We start from the raw sequence: 18,729 nt of genomic DNA, 5'->3' as shown, positions 1-18,729 counted from the left end.
TCGCGGACGTCGGCGCCAGCCTAGTCGTCCCCTGCTCCGACGGGCAGCCCGCCCAAGGACGGCGGCCGGGTGTGACAACCTCACCGGGACCGGCCGCGTAGGAGAGGCATGGAACAGCGCCGCACCCTCGAGACCCTCGACCTGGACTTCGGGCCCGAGCCCCCCATGCCCGCGCTCGGGCCGACGCTCGCCGCCGGGCGTCGCGCCCTGTTCCGACGCCGGCTCGCCACCGGCGCGGCCGCCCTCGCGGTCGTCGGGGTGCTCGGCGCCGGGTGGGCCTCCGGCGGACCCCGGCTGGGCGCGGACGGCGAACGGGTCGACCCGGCGGGCTCGCCCACCGAGGTCGTGGACCCGGCACCCACCGAGGCCGAGTCGCCGTCCGTCGACCCCGCCTCGCTGCGCTGGGGCGAGCGGGAGGTCGGGCGCTACGTCGGCGATGAGCTGGTGCTGCGCCCGGACGCGACCGTCCACGAGCGGATCGACGACCCCTACGCGACCGGACTGCCGCACGACTCCGTCGCCCTCGACGCCACGGTGCAGGGCGAGCGCGGCTGGTTCATCCTGGCGCTGATGCCCACCCCCGAGGGCGGCACGTACAGCAGCGACATGTGGTCAGAGCCCTCCCGCGGCTGGGCGGACTTCGCCGCCTGGGTCGACGACCAGGTCGGGACCGGCGGTCTCGACGAGGGGTTCGTGCAGCACGCCCCGGGCTCCGCCGACATCCCCGTGGTGCTCGTGGGCGGCACGCTGGTCGCGCTCGAGGCACGGCTGAAGGTCGTCGAGCAGGTCTCCTCCCCCGGCCTGCCCGAGAGCTTCGCCCCGCCCGGCACCCCCACCGGCGCCGGGATCGTCGAGGTCGACGGCGAGCGGACCTTCGTGCTGCTCCGCGAGGTCGAGCACGGGAAGGTCGACGTGATCGACGGCGGGCCGCCGAACGGTCGCACCCTCGACCAGCTCGTCACCCAGGCCCGCGAGGCCTACGTCTCTGGGGAGGGCCTCCGGTGACCGCTCGTCGCGAGGAGGAGTACGTCGAGTTCGTCGCGGCGCGCGGCCCGCACCTGCGCCGCGTCGCCTACGCGATCTGCGGCGACTGGCACCAGGCCGACGACCTGCTCCAGACCGCGCTGGTCAAGCTCTACGTCGCGTGGCCCCGGGTGCGCCGCGACGGGCGGGAGGAGGCCTACACGCGCCGGATCCTCGTGCGGGCCCACATCGACGAGACCCGTCGCCCGCACCGGCGGGAACGGCCGGGTCTCGACGGCCACGACCCCGCCGCGCCAGCCGGCCTGCCGCCCGAGGAGCGCGACGAGTTGGTCGCCGCCCTGCACGCGCTGCCCCTCCAGCAGCGCCGGGTCGTGGTGCTCCGGCACTGGCTCGGGCTCTCGGTCCGGGAGGCCGCCGACGAGCTCGGCATCAGCGAGGGCACCGTGAAGAGCCACTCCTCCCGCGGACTGCAGGCGCTCGAGGCCGCGCTCACCCGCACCTGAGCCGCCGCTCGCCCCTCGGCCGGCTCACTCCAGCCCCAGTTCGGCCCGCACCCGACGCGCCCACGCCGGCTCGTCGCCGTACCGCTGGAAGCCCACGAGCACGCCCCGCGAGCAGCAGTCGAGAAGCTCGGCCAGCCGCTTGTCGCGGGTCGGCTCGCGCTTCGCCGAGACCACCCAGTGCACGACCGCGCGACGGTAGGAGGCGGTCGCCCCCGCCCAGAAGGCGGCGGCCACCGGCTGCTCCGCCAGCCTCGCGTGCAGCTCCTCGGGGAGCTGGTCGTCGCGACCCCCCTCGAAGGAGTAGACGCCGGTGCGGTCCTCGCGCCGAGCCTCGAAGGCCGCCAGGCCGGCCGGGTGCATCCGGCCCTCGGCGAGCAGCCGCTCGACGTGCGCGACGTTGACCTTGCTCCAGTTGCTCCCCGGCCGCCGGGGCGTCCACCGCTGGCGGCGGGTCTCGTCGTCGATCCGCTGGGAGACCGAGTCGATCCAGCCGAAGCAGAGCGCCTCGGGGACGGCCTCGGCCCACGTGAGCCCGTGGTCGGGGAGGGCCTTGCGGCGCAGCCCCATCCACAGCTCGGTCGCCGTCGCGTGGTGCTCCTCCAGCCAGGCGCGGAACTCGTCGGGCCCGGTGAAGAAGAGGGCCGGCTTCTCGGGGGTCCCGCCGGGGGTTCCGGTCATGGGAGCCACGCTAGGGCCGGGCGCCGACAGCCGTCACCCCCGCCAGGCGTCGGCGCTGCCGAGGTCGGCGTGGGCGACCACCCAGCCGTGCATCGCGATCGCCGCCGCGGCGCTGGCGTTGATCGACCGGGTGGAGCCGAACTGCGCGATCGAGAAGGTGCCGTCGCAGGCCTCCCGCGCCCCCTCGGAGAGGCCGGGCCCCTCTTGGCCGAAGAGGAAGCAGACCCGGCGGGGGAGGGTCATCGTCTCCAGGTGCTCCGAGCCCGGCAGGTTGTCGATCCCCAGGAGCCGCACCGGCTCCGGCAGCGCGTGCAGGTACGCCGCCAGCGCGGCGGCGTCCTCGTGGTGCCGCACGTGCTGGTAGCGGTCGGTGACCATGGCGCCGCGGCGGTTCCAGCGCTTCCGCCCGACGACGTGCACCTCGGCGGCGAGGAAGGCGTTGGCGGTCCGCACGATCGTGCCGATGTTGAAGTCGTGCTGCCAGTTCTCGATCGCCACGTGGAAGTCGTGGCGGCGGGTGTCGAGGTCGGCGACGATCGCCTCGACCGTCCAGTAGCGGTAGCGGTCGACGACGTTGCGCCGGTCGCCGTGGGCGAGCAGCTCGGGGTCGTACCGGGCGTCCGTCGGCCACTCCCCCGCCCACGGTCCGACGCCCACCTCGGCGGGCCCGTGGGGCATGGGGTCGTAGGGCGCTCGCCCCTCGTCGTGCATGGGGGCAGGGTAGGCGGAGCCGGTTAGGGTGGCGCGCGTGACCGTGCTCCTGGACCTGCAGCTGCTCCTCCACCCCCTGCTGCTGGGGATGGACTGGATGGACCCCAACTGGCTGCTCGACCGGTTCGGGGCCGAGCTCTTCTGGCTCAGCATCGCCATCATCTTCGTCGAGTGCGGGCTCTTCTTCCCGTTCCTGCCCGGCGACAGCCTGCTCTTCGCGATGGGCCTCTTCATCGCCGGCGAGAAGATCGACCTCTTCCCCGGCGGGACCTTCCTCGAGCTGCTGATCGCCCTCGGCCTCTTCGCGCTCGCGGGCTTCCTGGGCAACGTCGCCGGCTACGAGATCGGCCGCAAGATCGGGACACCCCTCTACAACCGCCCCGACGGCCGGATCCTCAAGCGCAAGTACTTCGACCAGACGCAGGCCTTCTTCGACAAGCACGGCAACAAGGCGCTGGTGATCGGCCGGTTCGTGCCGTTCGTCCGCACCTACATCACCGTGGTGGCCGGCGTGACCCTGATGGACCGCCGCCGGTTCTTCACCTGGAGCGCGGTCGGTGCCGTGCTGTGGGTCGTCAGCATCACCCTGCTCGGCTACTTCCTCGGCACCGCCTTCCCCGCGCTCGGCGAGAACATCGACAAGGCGATCATCGCGATCATCGCCTTCTCGCTCATCCCGATCGCCTGGGAGTGGTGGCGGCACAAGCGGGTCAACACCCCGGGCGCCGAGATCGGCCCGCAGGACGGCGGCCCCGACCGCGACATCATGGGCCAGGAAGTCGACTGACCCGCACCTCCACGGTGGTCCCGCTCCCGGGCTCTGAGGTCATGGCGATCGAGCCCGCGTGCGCGTCGACGACCGCCCTGACGACCGAGAGCCCCACCCCGAGCCCCTGGATGGCCGCCTCGTTCGCCGCCGCGGTGCGGTAGAACCGCTCGAAGGCGCGGCGCTGCTCGATCCCGCTCATCCCCATCCCGGTGTCCGCGACGGTCAGCAGGACCTCCCCCGCGTCGGGCTCGAGGGCGACGGTGACCTCACCGCCCGCCGGGGTGAACTTCACCGCGTTGGAGACCAGGTTGTCGACCACCTGCTCCCAGGCGCCGGGGTCGAGCCGGGCGCGCAGGCCGGGGCGGACCTCCTCGTGGAAGGCGACCCCGACGGTGGCGGCGGCCGACCGGTGCTTGGCCAGCGCGGTCGCCACCAGGAGCGAGACGTCGACGTCCTGCTCGTCGAGGCACACCTCCTCGGGCGACGACCCCGAGGCCTGGAGCAGCTGGCCGACCCGGTTCAGCAGGACGGTGGCGTTGCGCTGGGCCACCCGGAGCATCCCCGCGACCCGGCGGGCGACGGGGTCCCGCTCCTCCTCGGCGCCGAGGGCGTCCTCCATCAGCTCGTGGTAGCCCATGATCGAGGTGAGCGGCGTGCGCAGCTCGTGCGAGACGGTGGTGAGGAACTCGTCGCGCACCCGGAGCGCCTCGAGCACGTCGGTGACGTCCCAGCCCACGATCACGTAGCCGTAGCGCTCCCGGCCCTGCGGGCACTCGCGGAAGATCTGGTGCCCGTAGAGCAGGATCGCCACCTGGTCGCCCGGCGGGCCGAACCACAGCGTCTCGCCGACCAGCTCCTGCCCGTCGTGGACCCTGCGCAGCGGGATGACCTCCGGGTCGACGGGGGTGACCCGGTCCTCGTGGTACATGTGCAGCGTGCCGGGGATCCGGCCGTCGGTCTCGATCCCCGAGCGCCGGGCCAGCGCCCGCGCGGTGGGGTTGTCGACCAGCAGCGCCCCCGCGTCGTCGTACGCCACGACGACCGCGTCGACGCTCTCCAGGATCCCGCGCAGGATGAGGAGCTGGTCCTCCGAGCGGGCGAGCGTCTCCGCCAGCCTGCGGGTCTGCTCGAGGAGCGCGACCTCGCGGCGGGTCAGGCCGGCCGCCACCTGGTGGGCACCCAGCACGACGCCCGCGCAGGCCACGGCGACCGGGAGGTGGTGCAGCCACAAGGGCGACTCACCCGGCGGGGCGTCCCCGAGGAGGTAGACGAGACCCAGCAGCCCCGCGATCGCCAGGACGGCGATGACGGTGCCCGCGCGGCCGAACTCGAAGATCAGCCAGAGCGCCGGCACCGCCCCGAGCAGCAGCGCGGCAGGCATGCTCGTCGCGAGGGCGACGGCGAGCGGCACCACGGCGGCGAGGGAGAGCAGCGGGACGACCACCCGCCAGGGCGGCGCGAGCCGACCACGGTGGTCGGACCAGGCGAGGAGCGACCCGACGGCGACCAGGCCGAGGCAGAGGAGGGTCGTCGACGAGAGCCGGTCGAGGGCGCCGCCCAGCACCGCCATCTCGATCAGCAGGAGGGCGAGCAGGAGGGTCGGGGCCTGCCAGGCGAGGGAGGACGTGCGCAGCGTCGACGGCACCGAACCCGTCACCGTCATCGGACGCACCTCGCTGTCGCCGGGCGTCTTCTCCACCCGCTGCCGTGATCCTAGGCACGGGAGGATCCGCCTGTCCGCGACCCGCGGAAAGTCCGGCTGCCCGTCAGCCCCGGTCAGCCCCCGGTCAGCACGTCGAGCAGGACGAACGCCCAGGCAGCCACGAAGCTGACGACCTGCGGGAGCACCACGAGCAGGTGCTCGCGCCCCCGGACGCCGGCCGGCCGCGACGGGCCGCCGTCGCCGCTGACGAGCGGCTCGACCACGGGGTCGGCGAGCTCGTCCCGTTCGAGCCACGCCCGCACGACCGACCCGCTGACGACCAGGAGCCCGACGGCCGCCACCGGCCACGCCGGGATCGAGAAGAGGGCGACGTCGCCGAGGAGCAGCAGCACCCCGACCTGGAGGGCCAGCAGCGTCGCGAAGCCGGCGCCGATCTTCCACGGCGCCGCGCGGAGCACCGTGGGCAGCAGCCGCGGCGTCGCCGCGACCAGCGCCAGCACCACCCCCACCAGCACCAGCGCACCGGCGTCGACCTCGAACCGCTCGCCGCGCCAGGCCGCCCCACCGGTGAAGGCGAACGCGAGGAAGCCGAGGACGTCGACCGCGGCGAACGTCACCGTGCGGCGCAGCGCCGCGTGCTTCTCGGGAGTGGGCTCGAGGCCGAGCCGGGCGGCGTACGCGCGTGGGGAGCCGAACGTCTCCCGCGCCGGCACCCCAGCGTCGACGAGGAACTCCCGGGCCGTGGCCACGGCGTCCCCGATCATGCGGCCGTCGACGTCGAGCAGCCTCAGCTCGAGGGTCAGCTCGTCGAGCCAGCGCTCGTGGTCCTGCTGCAGGTCGTGGGTCATCGGTCCCCTCCGGGTGCGTGCAGGTGGTCGGCCACCATGCGGGTGAAGTCGGTCCAGGCCTGTCGCTGGCGCGCGAGCTCGTCGGCGCCAGAGGCGGTGAGCGCGAAGTACTTGCGCCCCGGCCCGCCCTCCCCGGCGCGCCACTCGACCTCGACCCAGCCGGCGGTCTCCAGCCGACCGAGCAGCGGGTAGAGGGTCCCGCCCTTGACGGCCCCGAGACCGGCAGCCTCCAGCCGCGAGGCCACGGCGTACCCGTACGTCGGCCCCTCGGCCAGCACCCGGAGCACGCACAGCGTCAGCGCGGCGCGGGTCCAGTCACTGGGCCAGGAGGTCGTGGGCACCGCTAGATCGTGTCACTAACTAGTGAGCCTGTCTAGTGGGTTCACCCCGCCACGGCGTCCAGCTGGGCCTTGGTGAGCACGGGGCGCACCTCGAGCCCGACCTCTGCGAGGGGGTTCTCGCCCTCGGGCGAGCGGTCGATGGCGCAGACGACGACCTCGACGATCGCGCCGGCGGCCCGGAGCTCCCGCGTCGCGTCGCGGACCGCGCCCCCCGTGGTGATGACGTCCTCGATCAGCGTGACGCGTCGGCCGGCCACGTCGGGACCCTCGGCGAGCTTGCAGGTGCCGTACTCCTTCGCCTTCTTGCGGACGAAGAGGGCGGGCAGGCCGGTGCGGGCGCTGACCATCGTGGCGATCGGGACGCCGCCGAGCTCGAGCCCCCCGAGCAGCTCGGTGCCCTCGGGCAGCAGCGCGACCATCTGCTCGGCCACCCGGGCCAGGAGCGCGGGCTGGGCCTCGAAGAGGTACTTGTCGAAGTACTCCGTCGCCTGCTGGCCCGACCGCAGCGTGAACTCGCCTGTCAGCCGGCAGGTGGCGTCGATGTCGGCGGCCAGGCCGGGGTCGGCCACCGGGGAGGTCGCGGGGGCGGGGGTCGCGGGGGCGGGGGTCGCGTCGCTCATGGCCCCGATCCTCCCACTGGCGCCGGGCTACCCTCGCAGGCATGGCTGCGGACGCGAGACGGCAGGCCGGGCGACAGGCGCGGCGACTCGACGGCATCCCGCCCACGATCTTCACCCGGATGTCGGCGCTGGCCACGCTGACCGGCGCGCTCAACCTCGGGCAGGGGTTCCCCGACGAGGACGGGCCCGCCTCCGTGGTGGAGGCGGCGCGCCAGGCGCTTGCGGAAGGCTGCAACCAGTACGCCCCCGGCCCCGGGGTGCCCGAGCTGCGCGAGGCGGTCGCCCGCCACCAGCAGCGGCACTACGGGATCGACCTCGACCCCGACACGGAGGTGGTGGTCACCACCGGCGCCACGGAGGGGATCGCCGCGGCGCTGCTCGGCCTCGTCGACCCGGGCGACGAGGTGGCGGTGCTCGAGCCCTACTACGACTCCTACCTCGCGATGATCCAGATGGCGGGCGGGGTACGCCGTCCGGTCACCCTCCGCGCCCCCGACTTCCGGCTCGACGAGGCGGCGCTGCGCGCGGCGGTCGGCCCCCGCACCAAAGTCCTGCTCCTCAACACCCCCCACAACCCCACCGGCACCGTGCTGACCCGCGAGGAGCTCGCGGTGGTCGCCGAGGTCGCGGTCGAGCACGACCTCGTCGTCGTGACCGACGAGGTCTACGAGCACCTCGTCTTCACCGGGCACGAGCACGTCCCGCTGGCGACCCTGCCGGGCATGCGGGAGCGGACGCTCACCCTCTCCAGCGTCGGCAAGAGCTGGTCCTTCACCGGCTGGAAGGTGGGCTGGGCGACCGGCCCCGCCGACCTGGTGGGCGCCCTGCTCGGCGCGAAGCAGTGGCTCACCTTCACCTCCGGGGCGCCGCTGCAACCGGCGGTCGCCCACGCGCTCGACGCCGAGCGCGGGTGGCCGGCGCAGCTGCGCGACTCGCTCGAGCGCCGCCGCGACCTGCTCGTCACCGGCCTCGGCGAGGCCGGCCTGACGGCGTACACCCCCGAGGGCACCTACTTCGCGCTCACCGACGTCGCCCACCTCGGGTGGGCCGACGCCACGGCCTTCTGCGAGGCCCTCCCCGGGCTGGCCGGCGTGGTGGCGATCCCGTGCCAGGCGTTCTACGACGACGCCGACGAGGGGCGCCACCTGGTGCGGTGGGCGTTCTGCAAGCAGCCCGACGTCATCCGCGAGGGGGTACGCCGCCTCGCTGCGGCCGAGCTGCGAGCCACCCCCTGACATCGGGTCGCCGCACCATGACCGCCACGAGGACGGCGGCGAAGCCCGGCAGGGCCATCACGACGCTGGAGAGCGCGGTGAGGAAGCAGGTCACCGCGGCGCCGACCGAGAGCACCAGCAGCAGGGTGCCCGACCAGCGCACGCCGCGCACCAGCAGCACCGCGGCGACGACCGCGGCGAGCGCCCAGACGAGGACGAGGCCGCCGAGGAGGAAGGTGCTCGTCAGCAGGACCTCCTCGGTGACGCCTTCCTGCTCGAAGAGCCCGGGCTGCTGCCGCTCGGCCTCGGCCATCAGCTCGTCGGGCGAGGCGGCCGCCAGGAGCAGCCCCAAGGCCGTCACGAGCACGGTGAGGCCGGCGAAGACCCAGGTGATCAGCGCGGCGGCGAGCACCCGCTCCGGCCGGCGGCCGCGGGGTGCCGGCGACGGCAGCCCCCACGACTGCTGACCGGGCTGGCCCGGCTGCTGGGTCCAGGGCTGCTGCCCGGGGTACGCCGCGGGGTCGCCGAACCCCTGGACCGGTCGCGGCCCGGCGTCCGGCGCGCCGGGCCCGACGCCCGGCTGCTCCCCGGGGTGCGGCCCGGGCGACTGGACGGGCGGGAAGCCCGCCGCGTCGGGGCGGGCGTCGGGGCGGGCGTCGGGGCGGGCGTCCCGGTCGCTCGACCGGGCGCTCCCGGGCGGGGTCCACGGCTTGCCGTCGAACCAGTCCCGCGCGGGCTGGAGCCAGAGCATCAGGGACGCGGCGGCGACCAGCGAGGACATGAAGCCGCCCGTCACCACCCCGGCGAAGAAGAGCGGGAAGGCCAGCACCGTGAGCCCGACCCGGGCGCCGCGGTGCCGGCGCAGCGCGTGCCAGCCGAGGACGGCCGCGGCGGTGGCGCAGCCGGCGGTCACCATCGAGGCGACGCGCAGGAAGCCGAGCACGGTCTCCTGGTCCCAGCCGAGGGTGTCGCCCGGGGCGTCGGAGAGGAAGGCGTCGACCATCTCCCGCGTCTCCAGCGAGCGCAGGCCGGAGAGGGCCTCGAAGACGGTGCCCACCACCAGCAGGGAGCCGACGATGATCATCCAGCCGGCGAGGGTGACCTGGGGCGGGCGGGGATGGGCTGGGGCACTCACGGGAGCCATGGTCCCACGAGGCCCCAGCCCGCCCTCACGGCTGCAGCACCAGCCCGCCCTCGCCCACGTCGACCCGCACCGTCGCTCCGTCGGTGACCTGGCCGCCGATCAGCAGCCGGGCGAGCGGGTCGCCGATCGAGGTCTGGATGAGGCGGCGCAGCGGGCGGGCGCCGTACGCCGGGTCGTAGCCGGTGTCGGCGAGCCACTGCCGGGCCGCGTCGCTGACCTCGATCGTCACCCGGCGCGCCGCGAGCCGCTTGGTCAGCAGGCCGAGCTGGATGTCGACGATGCGGGTCAGCTCCTCCTTCGTGAGGGCCTCGAACATCACGACCTCGTCGAGCCGGTTGAGGAACTCGGGCTTGAAGCTGGAGCGGACCACCGCCATCACCGACTCGCGCTTCTTCTCCGGGTCCAGCAGCGGGTCGACCAGGAAGGTCGAGCCGAGGTTGGAGGTGAGGATCAGCAGCGTGTTGCGGAAGTCGACCGTGCGCCCCTGCCCGTCGGTCAGCCGCCCGTCGTCGAGGACCTGGAGCAGGATGTCGAAGACCTCGGGGTGCGCCTTCTCCACCTCGTCGAGCAGCACCACCGAGTAGGGACGGCGCCGCACCGCCTCGGTGAGCTGTCCGCCCTCGTCGTAGCCGACGTACCCGGGAGGCGCGCCGACCAGGCGGGCGACCGAGTGCTTCTCGGAGTACTCGCTCATGTCGATCCGGACGATCGCCCGCTCGTCGTCGAAGAGGAAGTCGGCCAGCGACTTGGCCAGCTCGGTCTTGCCGGTGCCGGTGGGCCCGAGGAAGAGGAAGGAGCCGGTCGGCCGGTTCGGGTCGGCGATGCCGGCGCGCGAGCGGCGTACGGCGTCGCTCACCGCCTGCACCGCCTCGCGCTGGCCGATCAGCCGGCGGCCGATCTCGGCCTCCATCTCCAGCAGCTTGGCGGTCTCGCCCTGGAGCATCCGGCCGGTGGGGATGCCGGTCCAGGCCTCGACGACCTCGGCGACCTGCTCGGCGCCGACCTCCTCGCCGACCAGCGGCTCGAACTCCTGGGCCTCGGCGCGCTCGGTCTGCTCGATCCGGCGCATCAGCTCGATCTTCTCGGTGCCGATCTCGGAGAGCCGCTTGAGCATCGGCACCCGCTCGTCCTCGGAGATGCCGGCCTGCAGACCGCTCTCGAGCTGGCGCTGCTCGGTGGAGAGCGCGTCGACCCGCTTGCGCAGCTCGCCCTCCCCCTCGAGCATCTCCCGCTCGCGGCTCCACCGCGACTCCAGCCCGCGCAGCTCCTCCTCCTTGTCGGCGAGGTCCTGGCGCAGGGCGGCGAGCCGCTCGACCGAGGCCTCGTCGCTCTCCTTCTCGAGGGCGAACTGCTCCATCTTGAGCCGGTCGACCTGGCGGCGGAGCTGGTCGATCTCCTCCGGGGAGGACTCGATCTCCATCCGCAGCCGCGAGGCCGCCTCGTCGACGAGGTCGATCGCCTTGTCGGGCAGCTGCCGTCCGGTGATGTAGCGGTCCGACAGCGTGGCGGCCGCGACCAGCGCGGCGTCGGTGATCCGCACCCCGTGGTGCGCCTCGTACTTCTCCTGGATGCCGCGCAGGATCTGGATCGTGTCCTCGACGCTGGGCTCGCCGACGAAGACCTGCTGGAAGCGGCGCTCCAGGGCGGGGTCCTTCTCGATCCGCTCGCGGTACTCGTCGAGCGTGGTGGCCCCGATCATGTGCAGCTCGCCGCGGGCCAGCATCGGCTTGAGCATGTTGCCGGCGTCCATCGCGGAGTCGCCGCCGGCGCCCGCACCGACCACGGTGTGCAGCTCGTCGATGAAGGTGATCACCTGGCCGCCGGCGTCCTTGATCTCCTCCAGCACCGACTTGAGCCGCTCCTCGAACTCGCCGCGGTACTTCGCCCCGGCGACCATGGCGGCGAGGTCGAGGCTCAGCACCCGGCGGCCCTTGAGGGAGTCGGGCACGTCGCCGGCGACGACGCGCTGGGCGAGCCCCTCGACGACGGCGGTCTTGCCGACGCCGGGCTCGCCGATGAGCACGGGGTTGTTCTTGGTGCGGCGGCTCAGCACCTGCACGACGCGGCGGATCTCGGCGTCGCGCCCGATCACCGGGTCGAGCCGGCCCTCCTCGGCCGCGGCGGTGAGGTCCACGGAGTACTTCTCGAGCGCCTCGTACGTCGACTCCGCGTCCTGGCTGGTCACCCGGCGGTTGCCGCGGACCGCGGTGACCTGCTCGCGCAGCCCGTCGGCGGTGAGCCGCAGGTCGCGGAGCACCTTCTGCGCCGACGACTCGACGGTCGCCAGCGCGATGAGGAGGTGCTCGGTGGCGACGTAGTCGTCCTTGAGGGAGCCGGCGAGGTCGATGGCGGAGGCGAGCACCCGGGTGAGCGCCGCGGAGGCGGCCGGCTGCTGGACGGTCGAGCCGGTGGCGCTCGGCAGGGCGGCCTGGGCCTCCTGCGCCCGCTGCAGCGCGGCGCCGGCGTCGACCCCGGCCTTCGTCAGGAAGGTGCGGGCGATCCCGTCCTCCTGGCGCAGCAGCGCGACGAGGAGGTGGACCGGTTCGGTCTGGCTGTTGCCGCCGGTCGTGGCGGCGAGCTGGGCGGCCTCGATGGCCTCCCGGCTGCGGGTGGTGAACTTGTCGGCACCGAACTGGCTCACAACTGGCCCTCCTGCTTCCCTTGTCTCGAGTGTGCAGCGACACTGTCTCAACGCGCCATAAGTTGAGTCTGTTCCACTCAACTCTGGGGATTCCCCTGCGTGGCGTGTGGCGTGCGCCACGCGGTCGACGTTTTGGGCATTCCTCCCGCGCCCGCACCCGCCCCGTGGCACGATTGGCCCGGCCGAGACGACCCGTGGAGGATTTGGTGAAGCTGTTCCGAGGCAGTTCCGGCGCTCCGGCGCCGGAGCCGACGCCTGCCGTGGAGGTGGCGCCCGAGCCGGTTCCCGCCCCGGAGGACGACCGCGGGCCGATTCGCGTCGTCATCGTCGACGACGACGAGGAGGTGCGCTTCGTCCTCCGGATCGCCCTCGACTCCTCGGGCTTCGAGGTCGCGGGCGACGCCGGTGACGCCGAGACCGCGATGACGATGATCGCCAGCGAGAAGCCCGACATCGTCCTGCTCGACCTCCACATGCCCGAGATCGGCGGCCTGGAGATCATCCCGCTGATCGCCGAGGACTCCCCGCTGACCCGCGTCGTCGTCTGCTCGGCCATCAGCGCCACCTACATGACCGAGGCCGCCCTCAAGGAGGGCGCCTGGGGCTACATCGTCAAGGGCGTCTCCGCCAAGACGATCACCGAGCACCTGCAGCGCGTCTACGAGGCCGGCGCCGTCCGGCCGATCCGCCCCTACCCGCTGGGGCGCGACTTCGAGCACCGCGACACGGGGGTCCGCGTCGGGCGCTGAGCCCCGGCGTACCGTGACCGGGTGAAGCCGCTCGAGCTCGTCGCCGACTGCGGCCGCTGCACCGGTCTCTGCTGCGTCCTGCTGCCCTTCCGCGCCGACTCCGGCTTCGGCACCGACAAGGCCGGCGGCGACCCGTGCCACCACCTCGCGGCCGACGACCGCTGCGGGATCCACTCCGTGCTGCGCGCGAGCGGCTGGCCCGGCTGCACCGTCTTCGACTGCTTCGGCGCCGGGCAGCACCTCACCGAGCACACCTACGCCGGGCGCTCCTGGCGCGACCCCGGAGCCAACCGCGCCGAGATGGGTGCGGTGCTCTCGGTGCTCCGGCTGCTGCACGAGGCCGCGGCGCACCTCGACGAGGCGGTACGCCGCGACCCGGCGCCGCGCGACGCCGCCACGCTGCTCGGCGAGGTCACCGAGCGGGCCGGCGGCATCCCCGACGAGCTGCTCGCCCTCGACCTCGACGACCTGATGCCGCGGGTCTCGGCGGCGCTGCGCGCGGCCTCGTCCCGGGTGCGCGGCGACGGACGGCCGTCGTACGCGCGGGCCGACCTCGCCGGCCGCGACCTGCGCCGCGACGACCTGCGCGGCGCGGACCTGCACGGGTCGACCCTGATCGCGGCGGACCTGCGCGGCGTCGACCTGGACGACGCCGACCTGCTGGGCGCCGACGTCCGGGACGCCGACGTCCGCGGCTCCGACCTGTCGCGGGCCCTGTTCCTCACCCGGCCGCAGGTCGCCGCGATGCGCGGGGACGGCGGCACGCGCCTGCCCGCCGGGATGCCGGCGCCCGGGCACTGGCCGGCTGGCGACCGCGGCGGGGGCGCTGCTGGACGGCGGGGCGCTGCTCAGGAGTAGCGGTGGGACTTCGCCGCGTGCCCCTTCTCCCGAGTGCACGTCCGGCCGCTCATGTTGCGGTGGCCGCAGAGCTCCTCGGTGGACGCCTCGGCCGCGGCGGGCTCGGCCGCCCTCTTCGCCCTGGCCTTGGGCGCGGGCCTGGCCGCGGCCCCGGCCGGGGCGACCGGCGCCACGGGCGGGCGGGCCGCGCTCCGCGCCGGCGCGCTGCCGGCCCGCTTCATCGCCTGCTCGTAGCGCGCCTCGCGCATCGCCCGCAGGTTGTCCATCTTGCTCATCGGCTCATCACGGGGCGACCCTACGCGGCACCGCCGACAGCGGCGGCACCCCGCGCGGGCATGCGCCGCCCGACCGGCGGGCACGGAGCCCCCGTGACCGACGACCTCGAGGCCGCCGTCCTGCGGCTGCTCGCCCAGCGCGCCCCCGGGGCGACGATCTGCCCCTCCGAGGTGGCCCGGGACGTCGGCCCGGCCGAGGGGTGGCGCGAGCTGATGGGGCCGGTCCGCGAGGCGGCCGGGCGCCTCGTCGAACGGGGCGAGGTCGAGGTCACCCAGGGCGGCGAGGTGGTGGACGTCGCCACGGCCCGGGGGCCGGTCAGGATCCGCCGGAAGCAGGACTGAGGCCCGGCCGGTCCGACCTTGGCGCGGCTTCCTGCTGGTTGGCGCCCCTTGCAAGCCCCCCGAAGCTCGCGAATCCCCGCTCAGGCGGGGACCACGGGGGCGGGGGCACCTCAGCGGGGGGAGCGGCGCCAGACGACGAGGGCGGAGGGCGGCTCGGGCTGGCGGAGCACGGGGAGCCGGTCGACGGCGCGGGTGAACGACGCCTCGGGGGCCCGGCGGCCGGTGGCGCGGCGCAGCGCCTCGCGGGTGGCGGCCAGCTCGGCCTGCAGCTCCTCGTTGCGGGCGCGCAGGGCGTCGACCTGGGAGTCGAGCTGGAGGATCCGGCGGACCCCCTCGAGGCCGATGCCGGAGCCGGTGAGGTCGGCGATGCGGCGCAGCAGCTCGACGTCGCGGTGGGAGTAGCGGCGTCCGCCGCCGCCGGTGCGGACGGGGGTGATCAGGCCCATCCGCTCGTAGGTGCGCAGGGTCTGGGGGTGGAGGCCGGTGAGCTCGGCCGCCACCGAGATGACGTAGACCGCCGCCTCGGGCGACGGGGCCGCGAAACCGTCCCTCATCCTCAGGCTCCTTCGAACAGGTTCGTCCTCAACGGTCGTCCGGCGGTGGCCGCACGGTAGGCCTCGACGGCCTCGCGGGTGGCCGCGTCCACGGTGGCGGGCACGTGCACCTCGACGGTGGCCAGCAGGTCGCCCTTCGTGCCGTCGCGGCGGGTGACGCCCTTGCCGCGGACCCGGAAGGTGCGCCCGTTGGGGGTGCCGGCCGGGATCTTGAGGGTGACGGGCGCGCCGCCGAGCGTGGGGATCTTGATTTCGGCCCCGAGCACCGCCTCGTCGAAGGAGACCGGGACGTCGAGGGTGAGGTTGTCGCCCGACCGGCCGAAGACCCGGTGCTTGCCGACCTTGACGGTGACCAGCAGGTCGCCGGCGGGTCCGCCGTTCTCGCCGGGCGCGCCCTTGCCCTTGAGCCGGATCTTCTGGCCGTCCTTGACACCGGCCGGGATCCGGGCCTGGATCGAGCGGGACGACGTGCCGCGGCCGGAGCCGTGACAGGTCGGGCACGCCTCGTCGTAGACCAGCTGGCGCCCGCGGCAGCGGGGGCAGGGCTCGTTCATCGAGAACGCGCCGCCCTGGCCGGCGACGACGAAGCCGGTGCCCTCGCACTCGGGGCAGACGTGCGGCTTGGTGCCGGGCTTGCCGCCGGTCCCCTGGCACGTCGCGCAGGCGGCGTCGGAGGTGAGCCGCAGCGAGATCGTGACGCCGTCGATGGCGTCGGTGAAGCCGATGGTGGCGGTGGTCTCGACGTCCTGGCCCTTGCGGGCCCGGCTCTGGGTGCGGGTACGGCCGCCGCCCCCGCCGCCGAACAGGTCGGAGAAGACGTCGCCGAAGCCGCCGCCCCCGCCGCCCCCGCCGCGGCCCCGGTCGCCGAACAGGTCGTTCAGGTCGAAGCCGCCGCCGAAGCCGCCGCCGCCCGGGGCGCCGCCGCCGAAGCCCACGCCGGAGGAGTAGAGGGAGCGCATCTCGTCGTACTTCTTGCGCTTCTCGGGGTCCCCGACGACGTCGTAGGCCTCGGCGACGGCCTTGAAGGTGTCGTGCTTCTTCTGGTCACCGGGGTTGGAGTCGGGATGGTTCTCCCGGGCGAGCTTGCGGTAGGCCTTCTTGATCGCGGCCTGGTCGGCGTCCTTGCCGACGCCCAGCACCTTGTAGAAGTCCTTGCTCGCCCAGTCGGCTCGCATGCCGTCGTTGCTCACGTGCTCACCCTCCTCCCGTGCTCGTTCCCTGTCGGTGACCGGACGCTCAGGCGTCCGGCGCGGCGCCGCCGTCGGCCGGCGGCTCGGCGGCGGCCGGCGCGCCGCCGGCCGGCGGGTCGACGGTCAGCACCATCGCGGCGCGGACCACCCGCTCGCCCATCTTGTAGCCCGCCTTGGCGACGACCTTGACGGACGTCTCGGTGACGTCCGCGTCCTCCCCGAGGTGGCTGAGCGCCTCGTGCAGGTTGGGGTCGAAGACGTCGCCGGGCTCGCCGAAGCGGACCAGGCCCGACTGGGCGACCGCGCGCTGCAGGTGGTCGGCCACCATCGCGAAGCCCCCCTCGACCTCCCCGGCCTCACGGGCCCGGTCGATGCCGTCGAGCACCTCGATGACCGGCGTGAGCGCCTTGTAGGCCGCGTTCTCGGCGACCAGCTGCCGGTCCCGCTCGACGCGGCGCTTGTAGTTGAGGAACTCCGCCTGCAGGCGCTGCAGGTCGCCCGTCAGTGCGGCCACGTCCTCCTGCGCCCTGGCGGCGTCGGCGGTGGCCGTCTCCAGGTCGGAGTCCAGCTGCGCGTCGGCCTCGGCCCCGGCCGGGGCCCCCTCCTCGGAGGAGGGGGCCTCGGCGGTGGTGTCCTGCGCCTCGGGCTGCTCGCCGGCCTCGGGGGCGGGCGTCTCGTCCTGGGGCTGGGTCACTTGGACTCACCCTCGGCCGGGCCGTCGGTCGGCTCGTCGACGATCTCGGCGTCGACGACGTCGTCGTCGGACTCGCCCGTCGACCCGTCGCTGCCCCCGGCCGCGGCCTGGTCGGCCTCGGCGGCGGCGTACATCGCGGCGCCCATCTTCTGGCTGGACTCACCGAGCTTGGTGACCCCGGCCTGAATCGAGTCGGCGTCGGCGTTCTCGTCCTCCAGCGTGGCCTTGAGCGCGTCCAGGTCGGTCCGGACCTCGGTCTTGACGTCCTCGGGGAGCTTCTCGTCGTTCTCGGTGAGGAACTTCTCCGTGGTGTAGACGAGGCTGTCGGCCTGGTTGCGGGCGTCCACCGCGGCGCGCCGCTTGGCGTCCTCCTCGGCGTACTGCTCCGCCTCCTTGACCATCCGGTCGATCTCGTCCTTGCTCAGCGCCGAGCCGCCGGAGATCGTCATCGACTGCTCGCGACCGGACGCGTGGTCCTTGGCAGAGACGTGCACGATGCCGTTGGCGTCGATGTCGAAGGTGACCTCGATCTTCGGGACGCCGCGCGGGGCCGGCGGGAGGCCGGTCAGCTCGAAGTTGCCGAGCGGCTGGTTCTGCGCCCACATCTGGCGCTCGCCCTGGGCGACCTTGATCTCGACCGACGGCTGGTTGTCGTCGGCGGTGGTGAAGATCTCGGAGCGCTTGGTCGGGATCGTGGTGTTGCGCTCGATCAGGGTGGTCATCACGCCGCCCTTGGTCTCGATGCCGAGGCTGAGCGGGGTGACGTCGAGGAGGAGCACGTCCTTGACCTCGCCCTTGAGGACGCCGGCCTGGAGGGCCGCGCCGAGCGCGACGACCTCGTCGGGGTTGACGCCCTTGTTGGGCTCCTTGCCGCCGAGCAGCTCCTTGACGACCTCGGCGACCGCCGGCATCCGGGTGGAGCCGCCGACGAGGACCACGTGGTCGATGTCCTTGACCGCGACGCCGCCGTCCTTGAGCACCGACTGGAACGGCGTCTTGGTGCGGTCGAGCAGGTCGGAGGTCATCTTCTGGAACTCGGCGCGGGTCAGCTTCTCCTCGAAGTGCAGCGGACCCGACTCGCCGTGGGTGATGTAGGGCAGGTGGATCTGGGTCTCGCTCGAGCTGGAGAGCTCGATCTTCGCCTTCTCGGCGGCCTCCTGGAGGCGCTGCTTGGCGATCTTGTCGGCACCCAGGTCGACGCCGTTGTTGTTCTTGAAGCGCTCGACCATCCACTCGACGACGCGGTTGTCCCAGTCGTCGCCACCGAGGTGGTTGTCGCCGGAGGTGGCCTTGACCTCGACCACGCCCTCGCCGATCTCCAGCAGCGAGACGTCGAACGTGCCGCCACCGAGGTCGAAGACGAGGATGGTCTGGTCGTCGCCCTTGTCGAGGCCGTAGGCCAGCGCGGCCGCGGTCGGCTCGTTGACGATGCGGGAGACGTTGAGGCCGGCGATCTCGCCCGCCTCCTTGGTCGCCTGGCGCTGTGCGTCGGAGAAGTACGCCGGGACGGTGATCACCGCGTCGGTGACGGGCTCGCCCAGGTAGGCCTCGGCGTCGCGCTTGAGCTTCTGCAGCACGAAGGCGCTGATCTGCTGGGGGGTGAACGACTTGTCGTCGACCTGGGTCTTCCAGTCGCCGCCCATGTGGCGCTTGACCGACCGGATGGTCCGGTCGACGTTGGTGACCGCCTGGCGCTTGGCGACCTCGCCGACGAGCACCTCGCCGGACTTGGCGAAGGCCACGACCGAGGGGGTCGTGCGGGCGCCCTCGGCGTTGGCGATGACGGTGGGCTCGCCACCCTCCAGGACGGCGACGACGCTGTTCGTCGTACCGAGGTCGATGCCGACAGCACGTGCCATGTTGAGTTACCTCCGTTGTCGCGTTCTTCCGGGGTCCCCCGGGAAGTCTGGTGCAGCCATCCTGCGCCACCTGCGGCGAGTCTGACAAACTA

General features: G+C 73.7%; 20 protein-coding genes. 7 read left to right on the top strand and 13 right to left on the bottom strand.

The window, feature by feature from the left end; all coding sequences use genetic code 11:
- The first annotated feature begins 108 nt into the window (after positions 1 to 108).
- On the top strand, positions 109 to 1,005 hold the full coding sequence (locus tag DNK53_RS05290) for a hypothetical protein (protein WP_110181177.1): 897 nt from the start codon (positions 109 to 111) through the stop codon (positions 1,003 to 1,005).
- Complete coding sequence (locus DNK53_RS05285; RefSeq protein ID WP_110181176.1) at positions 1,002 to 1,487, top strand: SigE family RNA polymerase sigma factor; 486 nt, start codon at positions 1,002 to 1,004, stop codon at positions 1,485 to 1,487. The genes DNK53_RS05290 and DNK53_RS05285 overlap by 4 nt, the downstream gene beginning before the upstream one ends.
- A gap of 24 nt (positions 1,488 to 1,511) precedes the next feature.
- Here the strand turns inward: DNK53_RS05285 and DNK53_RS05280 are convergent, their stop codons facing one another.
- Positions 1,512 to 2,165 (bottom strand): YdeI/OmpD-associated family protein, encoded by a 654-nt coding sequence (locus DNK53_RS05280; protein ID WP_110181175.1) that lies wholly within the window; start codon positions 2,163 to 2,165, stop codon positions 1,512 to 1,514.
- A 33-nt stretch (positions 2,166 to 2,198) separates the two neighbouring features.
- Entirely contained in the window at positions 2,199 to 2,876 is a 678-nt protein-coding gene (locus tag DNK53_RS05275) for a TrmH family RNA methyltransferase (protein WP_239456359.1), read from the bottom strand.
- Positions 2,877 to 2,913: 37 nt separating this feature from the next.
- On the opposite strand from DNK53_RS05275, the gene DNK53_RS05270 reads away from it, so the two are divergent.
- Complete coding sequence (locus tag DNK53_RS05270) at positions 2,914 to 3,663, top strand: DedA family protein (protein ID WP_239456358.1); 750 nt, start codon at positions 2,914 to 2,916, stop codon at positions 3,661 to 3,663.
- Here the strand turns inward: DNK53_RS05270 and DNK53_RS05265 are convergent.
- The 4 genes from DNK53_RS05265 to pyrE form a co-directional block, all read right to left on the bottom strand.
- A complete protein-coding gene (locus DNK53_RS05265; RefSeq protein WP_110181173.1) occupies positions 3,641 to 5,344 on the bottom strand; it encodes a sensor histidine kinase in 1,704 nt (567 codons plus the stop codon). The two genes, DNK53_RS05270 and DNK53_RS05265, sit on opposite strands and share 23 nt — an antisense overlap.
- 77 nt (positions 5,345 to 5,421) lie before the next feature.
- Positions 5,422 to 6,156 (bottom strand): hypothetical protein, encoded by a 735-nt coding sequence (locus DNK53_RS05260; protein WP_110181172.1) that lies wholly within the window; start codon positions 6,154 to 6,156, stop codon positions 5,422 to 5,424.
- Entirely contained in the window at positions 6,153 to 6,497 is a 345-nt protein-coding gene (locus DNK53_RS05255; RefSeq protein ID WP_110181171.1) for a helix-turn-helix transcriptional regulator, read from the bottom strand. The genes DNK53_RS05260 and DNK53_RS05255 overlap by 4 nt, the downstream gene beginning before the upstream one ends.
- A 41-nt stretch (positions 6,498 to 6,538) precedes the next feature.
- Positions 6,539 to 7,117, bottom strand: coding sequence for an orotate phosphoribosyltransferase (gene pyrE, locus DNK53_RS05250; protein WP_204163741.1), 579 nt, complete (start codon positions 7,115 to 7,117; stop codon positions 6,539 to 6,541).
- 41 nt (positions 7,118 to 7,158) lie between these two features.
- On the opposite strand from pyrE, the gene DNK53_RS05245 reads away from it, so the two are divergent.
- The gene (locus DNK53_RS05245) at positions 7,159 to 8,352 is read left to right on the top strand and encodes a pyridoxal phosphate-dependent aminotransferase (protein ID WP_110181170.1); all 1,194 of its coding nucleotides are present in this window, start codon (positions 7,159 to 7,161) and stop codon (positions 8,350 to 8,352) included.
- On the opposite strand, the gene DNK53_RS17400 is transcribed toward DNK53_RS05245, so the two are convergent.
- Complete coding sequence (locus tag DNK53_RS17400; RefSeq protein WP_162599796.1) at positions 8,297 to 9,466, bottom strand: hypothetical protein; 1,170 nt, start codon at positions 9,464 to 9,466, stop codon at positions 8,297 to 8,299. The two genes, DNK53_RS05245 and DNK53_RS17400, sit on opposite strands and share 56 nt — an antisense overlap.
- Before the next feature lie 34 nt (positions 9,467 to 9,500).
- A complete protein-coding gene (gene clpB, locus DNK53_RS05235) occupies positions 9,501 to 12,116 on the bottom strand; it encodes an ATP-dependent chaperone ClpB (RefSeq protein WP_110181169.1) in 2,616 nt (871 codons plus the stop codon).
- A 206-nt stretch (positions 12,117 to 12,322) separates the two neighbouring features.
- On the opposite strand from clpB, the gene DNK53_RS05230 reads away from it, so the two are divergent.
- Positions 12,323 to 12,865, top strand: a complete 543-nt coding sequence (locus tag DNK53_RS05230) for a response regulator (protein ID WP_162599795.1) — start codon at positions 12,323 to 12,325, stop codon at positions 12,863 to 12,865.
- A gap of 21 nt (positions 12,866 to 12,886) precedes the next feature.
- Positions 12,887 to 13,723 (top strand): pentapeptide repeat-containing protein, encoded by an 837-nt coding sequence (locus DNK53_RS05225; protein WP_110181167.1) that lies wholly within the window; start codon positions 12,887 to 12,889, stop codon positions 13,721 to 13,723.
- Here the strand turns inward: DNK53_RS05225 and DNK53_RS05220 are convergent.
- Positions 13,714 to 13,998, bottom strand: coding sequence for a hypothetical protein (locus DNK53_RS05220; RefSeq protein WP_110181166.1), 285 nt, complete (start codon positions 13,996 to 13,998; stop codon positions 13,714 to 13,716). The genes DNK53_RS05225 and DNK53_RS05220 overlap by 10 nt on opposite strands.
- A 93-nt stretch (positions 13,999 to 14,091) precedes the next feature.
- Here DNK53_RS05220 and DNK53_RS05215 point away from each other — a divergent pair, with 93 nt between their 5' ends.
- Positions 14,092 to 14,340 carry a DUF3253 domain-containing protein gene (locus tag DNK53_RS05215; protein WP_239456357.1) on the top strand — a complete coding sequence of 83 codons (249 nt, stop codon included), beginning with the start codon at positions 14,092 to 14,094 and terminating at the stop codon, positions 14,338 to 14,340.
- A 110-nt stretch (positions 14,341 to 14,450) separates the two neighbouring features.
- Here DNK53_RS05215 and DNK53_RS05210 read toward each other — a convergent pair whose 3' ends face one another.
- The 4 genes from DNK53_RS05210 to dnaK form a co-directional block, all read right to left on the bottom strand.
- Positions 14,451 to 14,894 (bottom strand): heat shock protein transcriptional repressor HspR, encoded by a 444-nt coding sequence (locus DNK53_RS05210; protein ID WP_110181164.1) that lies wholly within the window; start codon positions 14,892 to 14,894, stop codon positions 14,451 to 14,453.
- Positions 14,895 to 14,896: 2 nt separating this feature from the next.
- Positions 14,897 to 16,069: a DnaJ C-terminal domain-containing protein gene (locus DNK53_RS05205; protein ID WP_110181426.1), complete on the bottom strand. Its 1,173-nt coding sequence runs from the start codon at positions 16,067 to 16,069 to the stop codon at positions 14,897 to 14,899.
- A 61-nt stretch (positions 16,070 to 16,130) separates the two neighbouring features.
- Positions 16,131 to 16,778, bottom strand: coding sequence for a nucleotide exchange factor GrpE (gene grpE, locus DNK53_RS05200; protein WP_110181163.1), 648 nt, complete (start codon positions 16,776 to 16,778; stop codon positions 16,131 to 16,133).
- Positions 16,775 to 18,637, bottom strand: coding sequence for a molecular chaperone DnaK (dnaK, locus tag DNK53_RS05195; RefSeq protein WP_110181162.1), 1,863 nt, complete (start codon positions 18,635 to 18,637; stop codon positions 16,775 to 16,777). Before dnaK ends, grpE begins: the two co-directional genes overlap by 4 nt.
- Positions 18,638 to 18,729 lie beyond the last annotated feature (92 nt).

The sequence above is a fragment of the Nocardioides solisilvae genome (assembly GCF_003194625.1).
GTDB lineage: Bacteria > Actinomycetota > Actinomycetes > Propionibacteriales > Nocardioidaceae > Nocardioides > Nocardioides solisilvae.
This window is presented reverse-complemented; position numbering and strand designations above follow the sequence as displayed.

Excerpts from the sequence above, each read along its gene's own strand:
- DNK53_RS05290 (WP_110181177.1), top strand. The coding sequence starts at position 109 with ATGGAACAGCGCCGCACCCTCGAGACCCTCGACCTGGACTTCGGGCCC.
- DNK53_RS05280 (WP_110181175.1), bottom strand. The coding sequence starts at position 2,165 with ATGACCGGAACCCCCGGCGGGACCCCCGAGAAGCCGGCCCTCTTCTTC.
- DNK53_RS05275 (WP_239456359.1), bottom strand. The coding sequence starts at position 2,876 with ATGCACGACGAGGGGCGAGCGCCCTACGACCCCATGCCCCACGGGCCC.
- DNK53_RS05260 (WP_110181172.1), bottom strand. The coding sequence starts at position 6,156 with ATGACCCACGACCTGCAGCAGGACCACGAGCGCTGGCTCGACGAGCTG.
- pyrE (WP_204163741.1), bottom strand. The coding sequence starts at position 7,117 with ATGAGCGACGCGACCCCCGCCCCCGCGACCCCCGCCCCCGCGACCTCC.
- DNK53_RS05245 (WP_110181170.1), top strand. The coding sequence starts at position 7,159 with ATGGCTGCGGACGCGAGACGGCAGGCCGGGCGACAGGCGCGGCGACTC.
- DNK53_RS05220 (WP_110181166.1), bottom strand. The coding sequence starts at position 13,998 with ATGAGCAAGATGGACAACCTGCGGGCGATGCGCGAGGCGCGCTACGAG.
- DNK53_RS05210 (WP_110181164.1), bottom strand. The coding sequence starts at position 14,894 with ATGAGGGACGGTTTCGCGGCCCCGTCGCCCGAGGCGGCGGTCTACGTC.
- DNK53_RS05205 (WP_110181426.1), bottom strand. The coding sequence starts at position 16,069 with ATGCGAGCCGACTGGGCGAGCAAGGACTTCTACAAGGTGCTGGGCGTC.
- dnaK (WP_110181162.1), bottom strand. The coding sequence starts at position 18,637 with ATGGCACGTGCTGTCGGCATCGACCTCGGTACGACGAACAGCGTCGTC.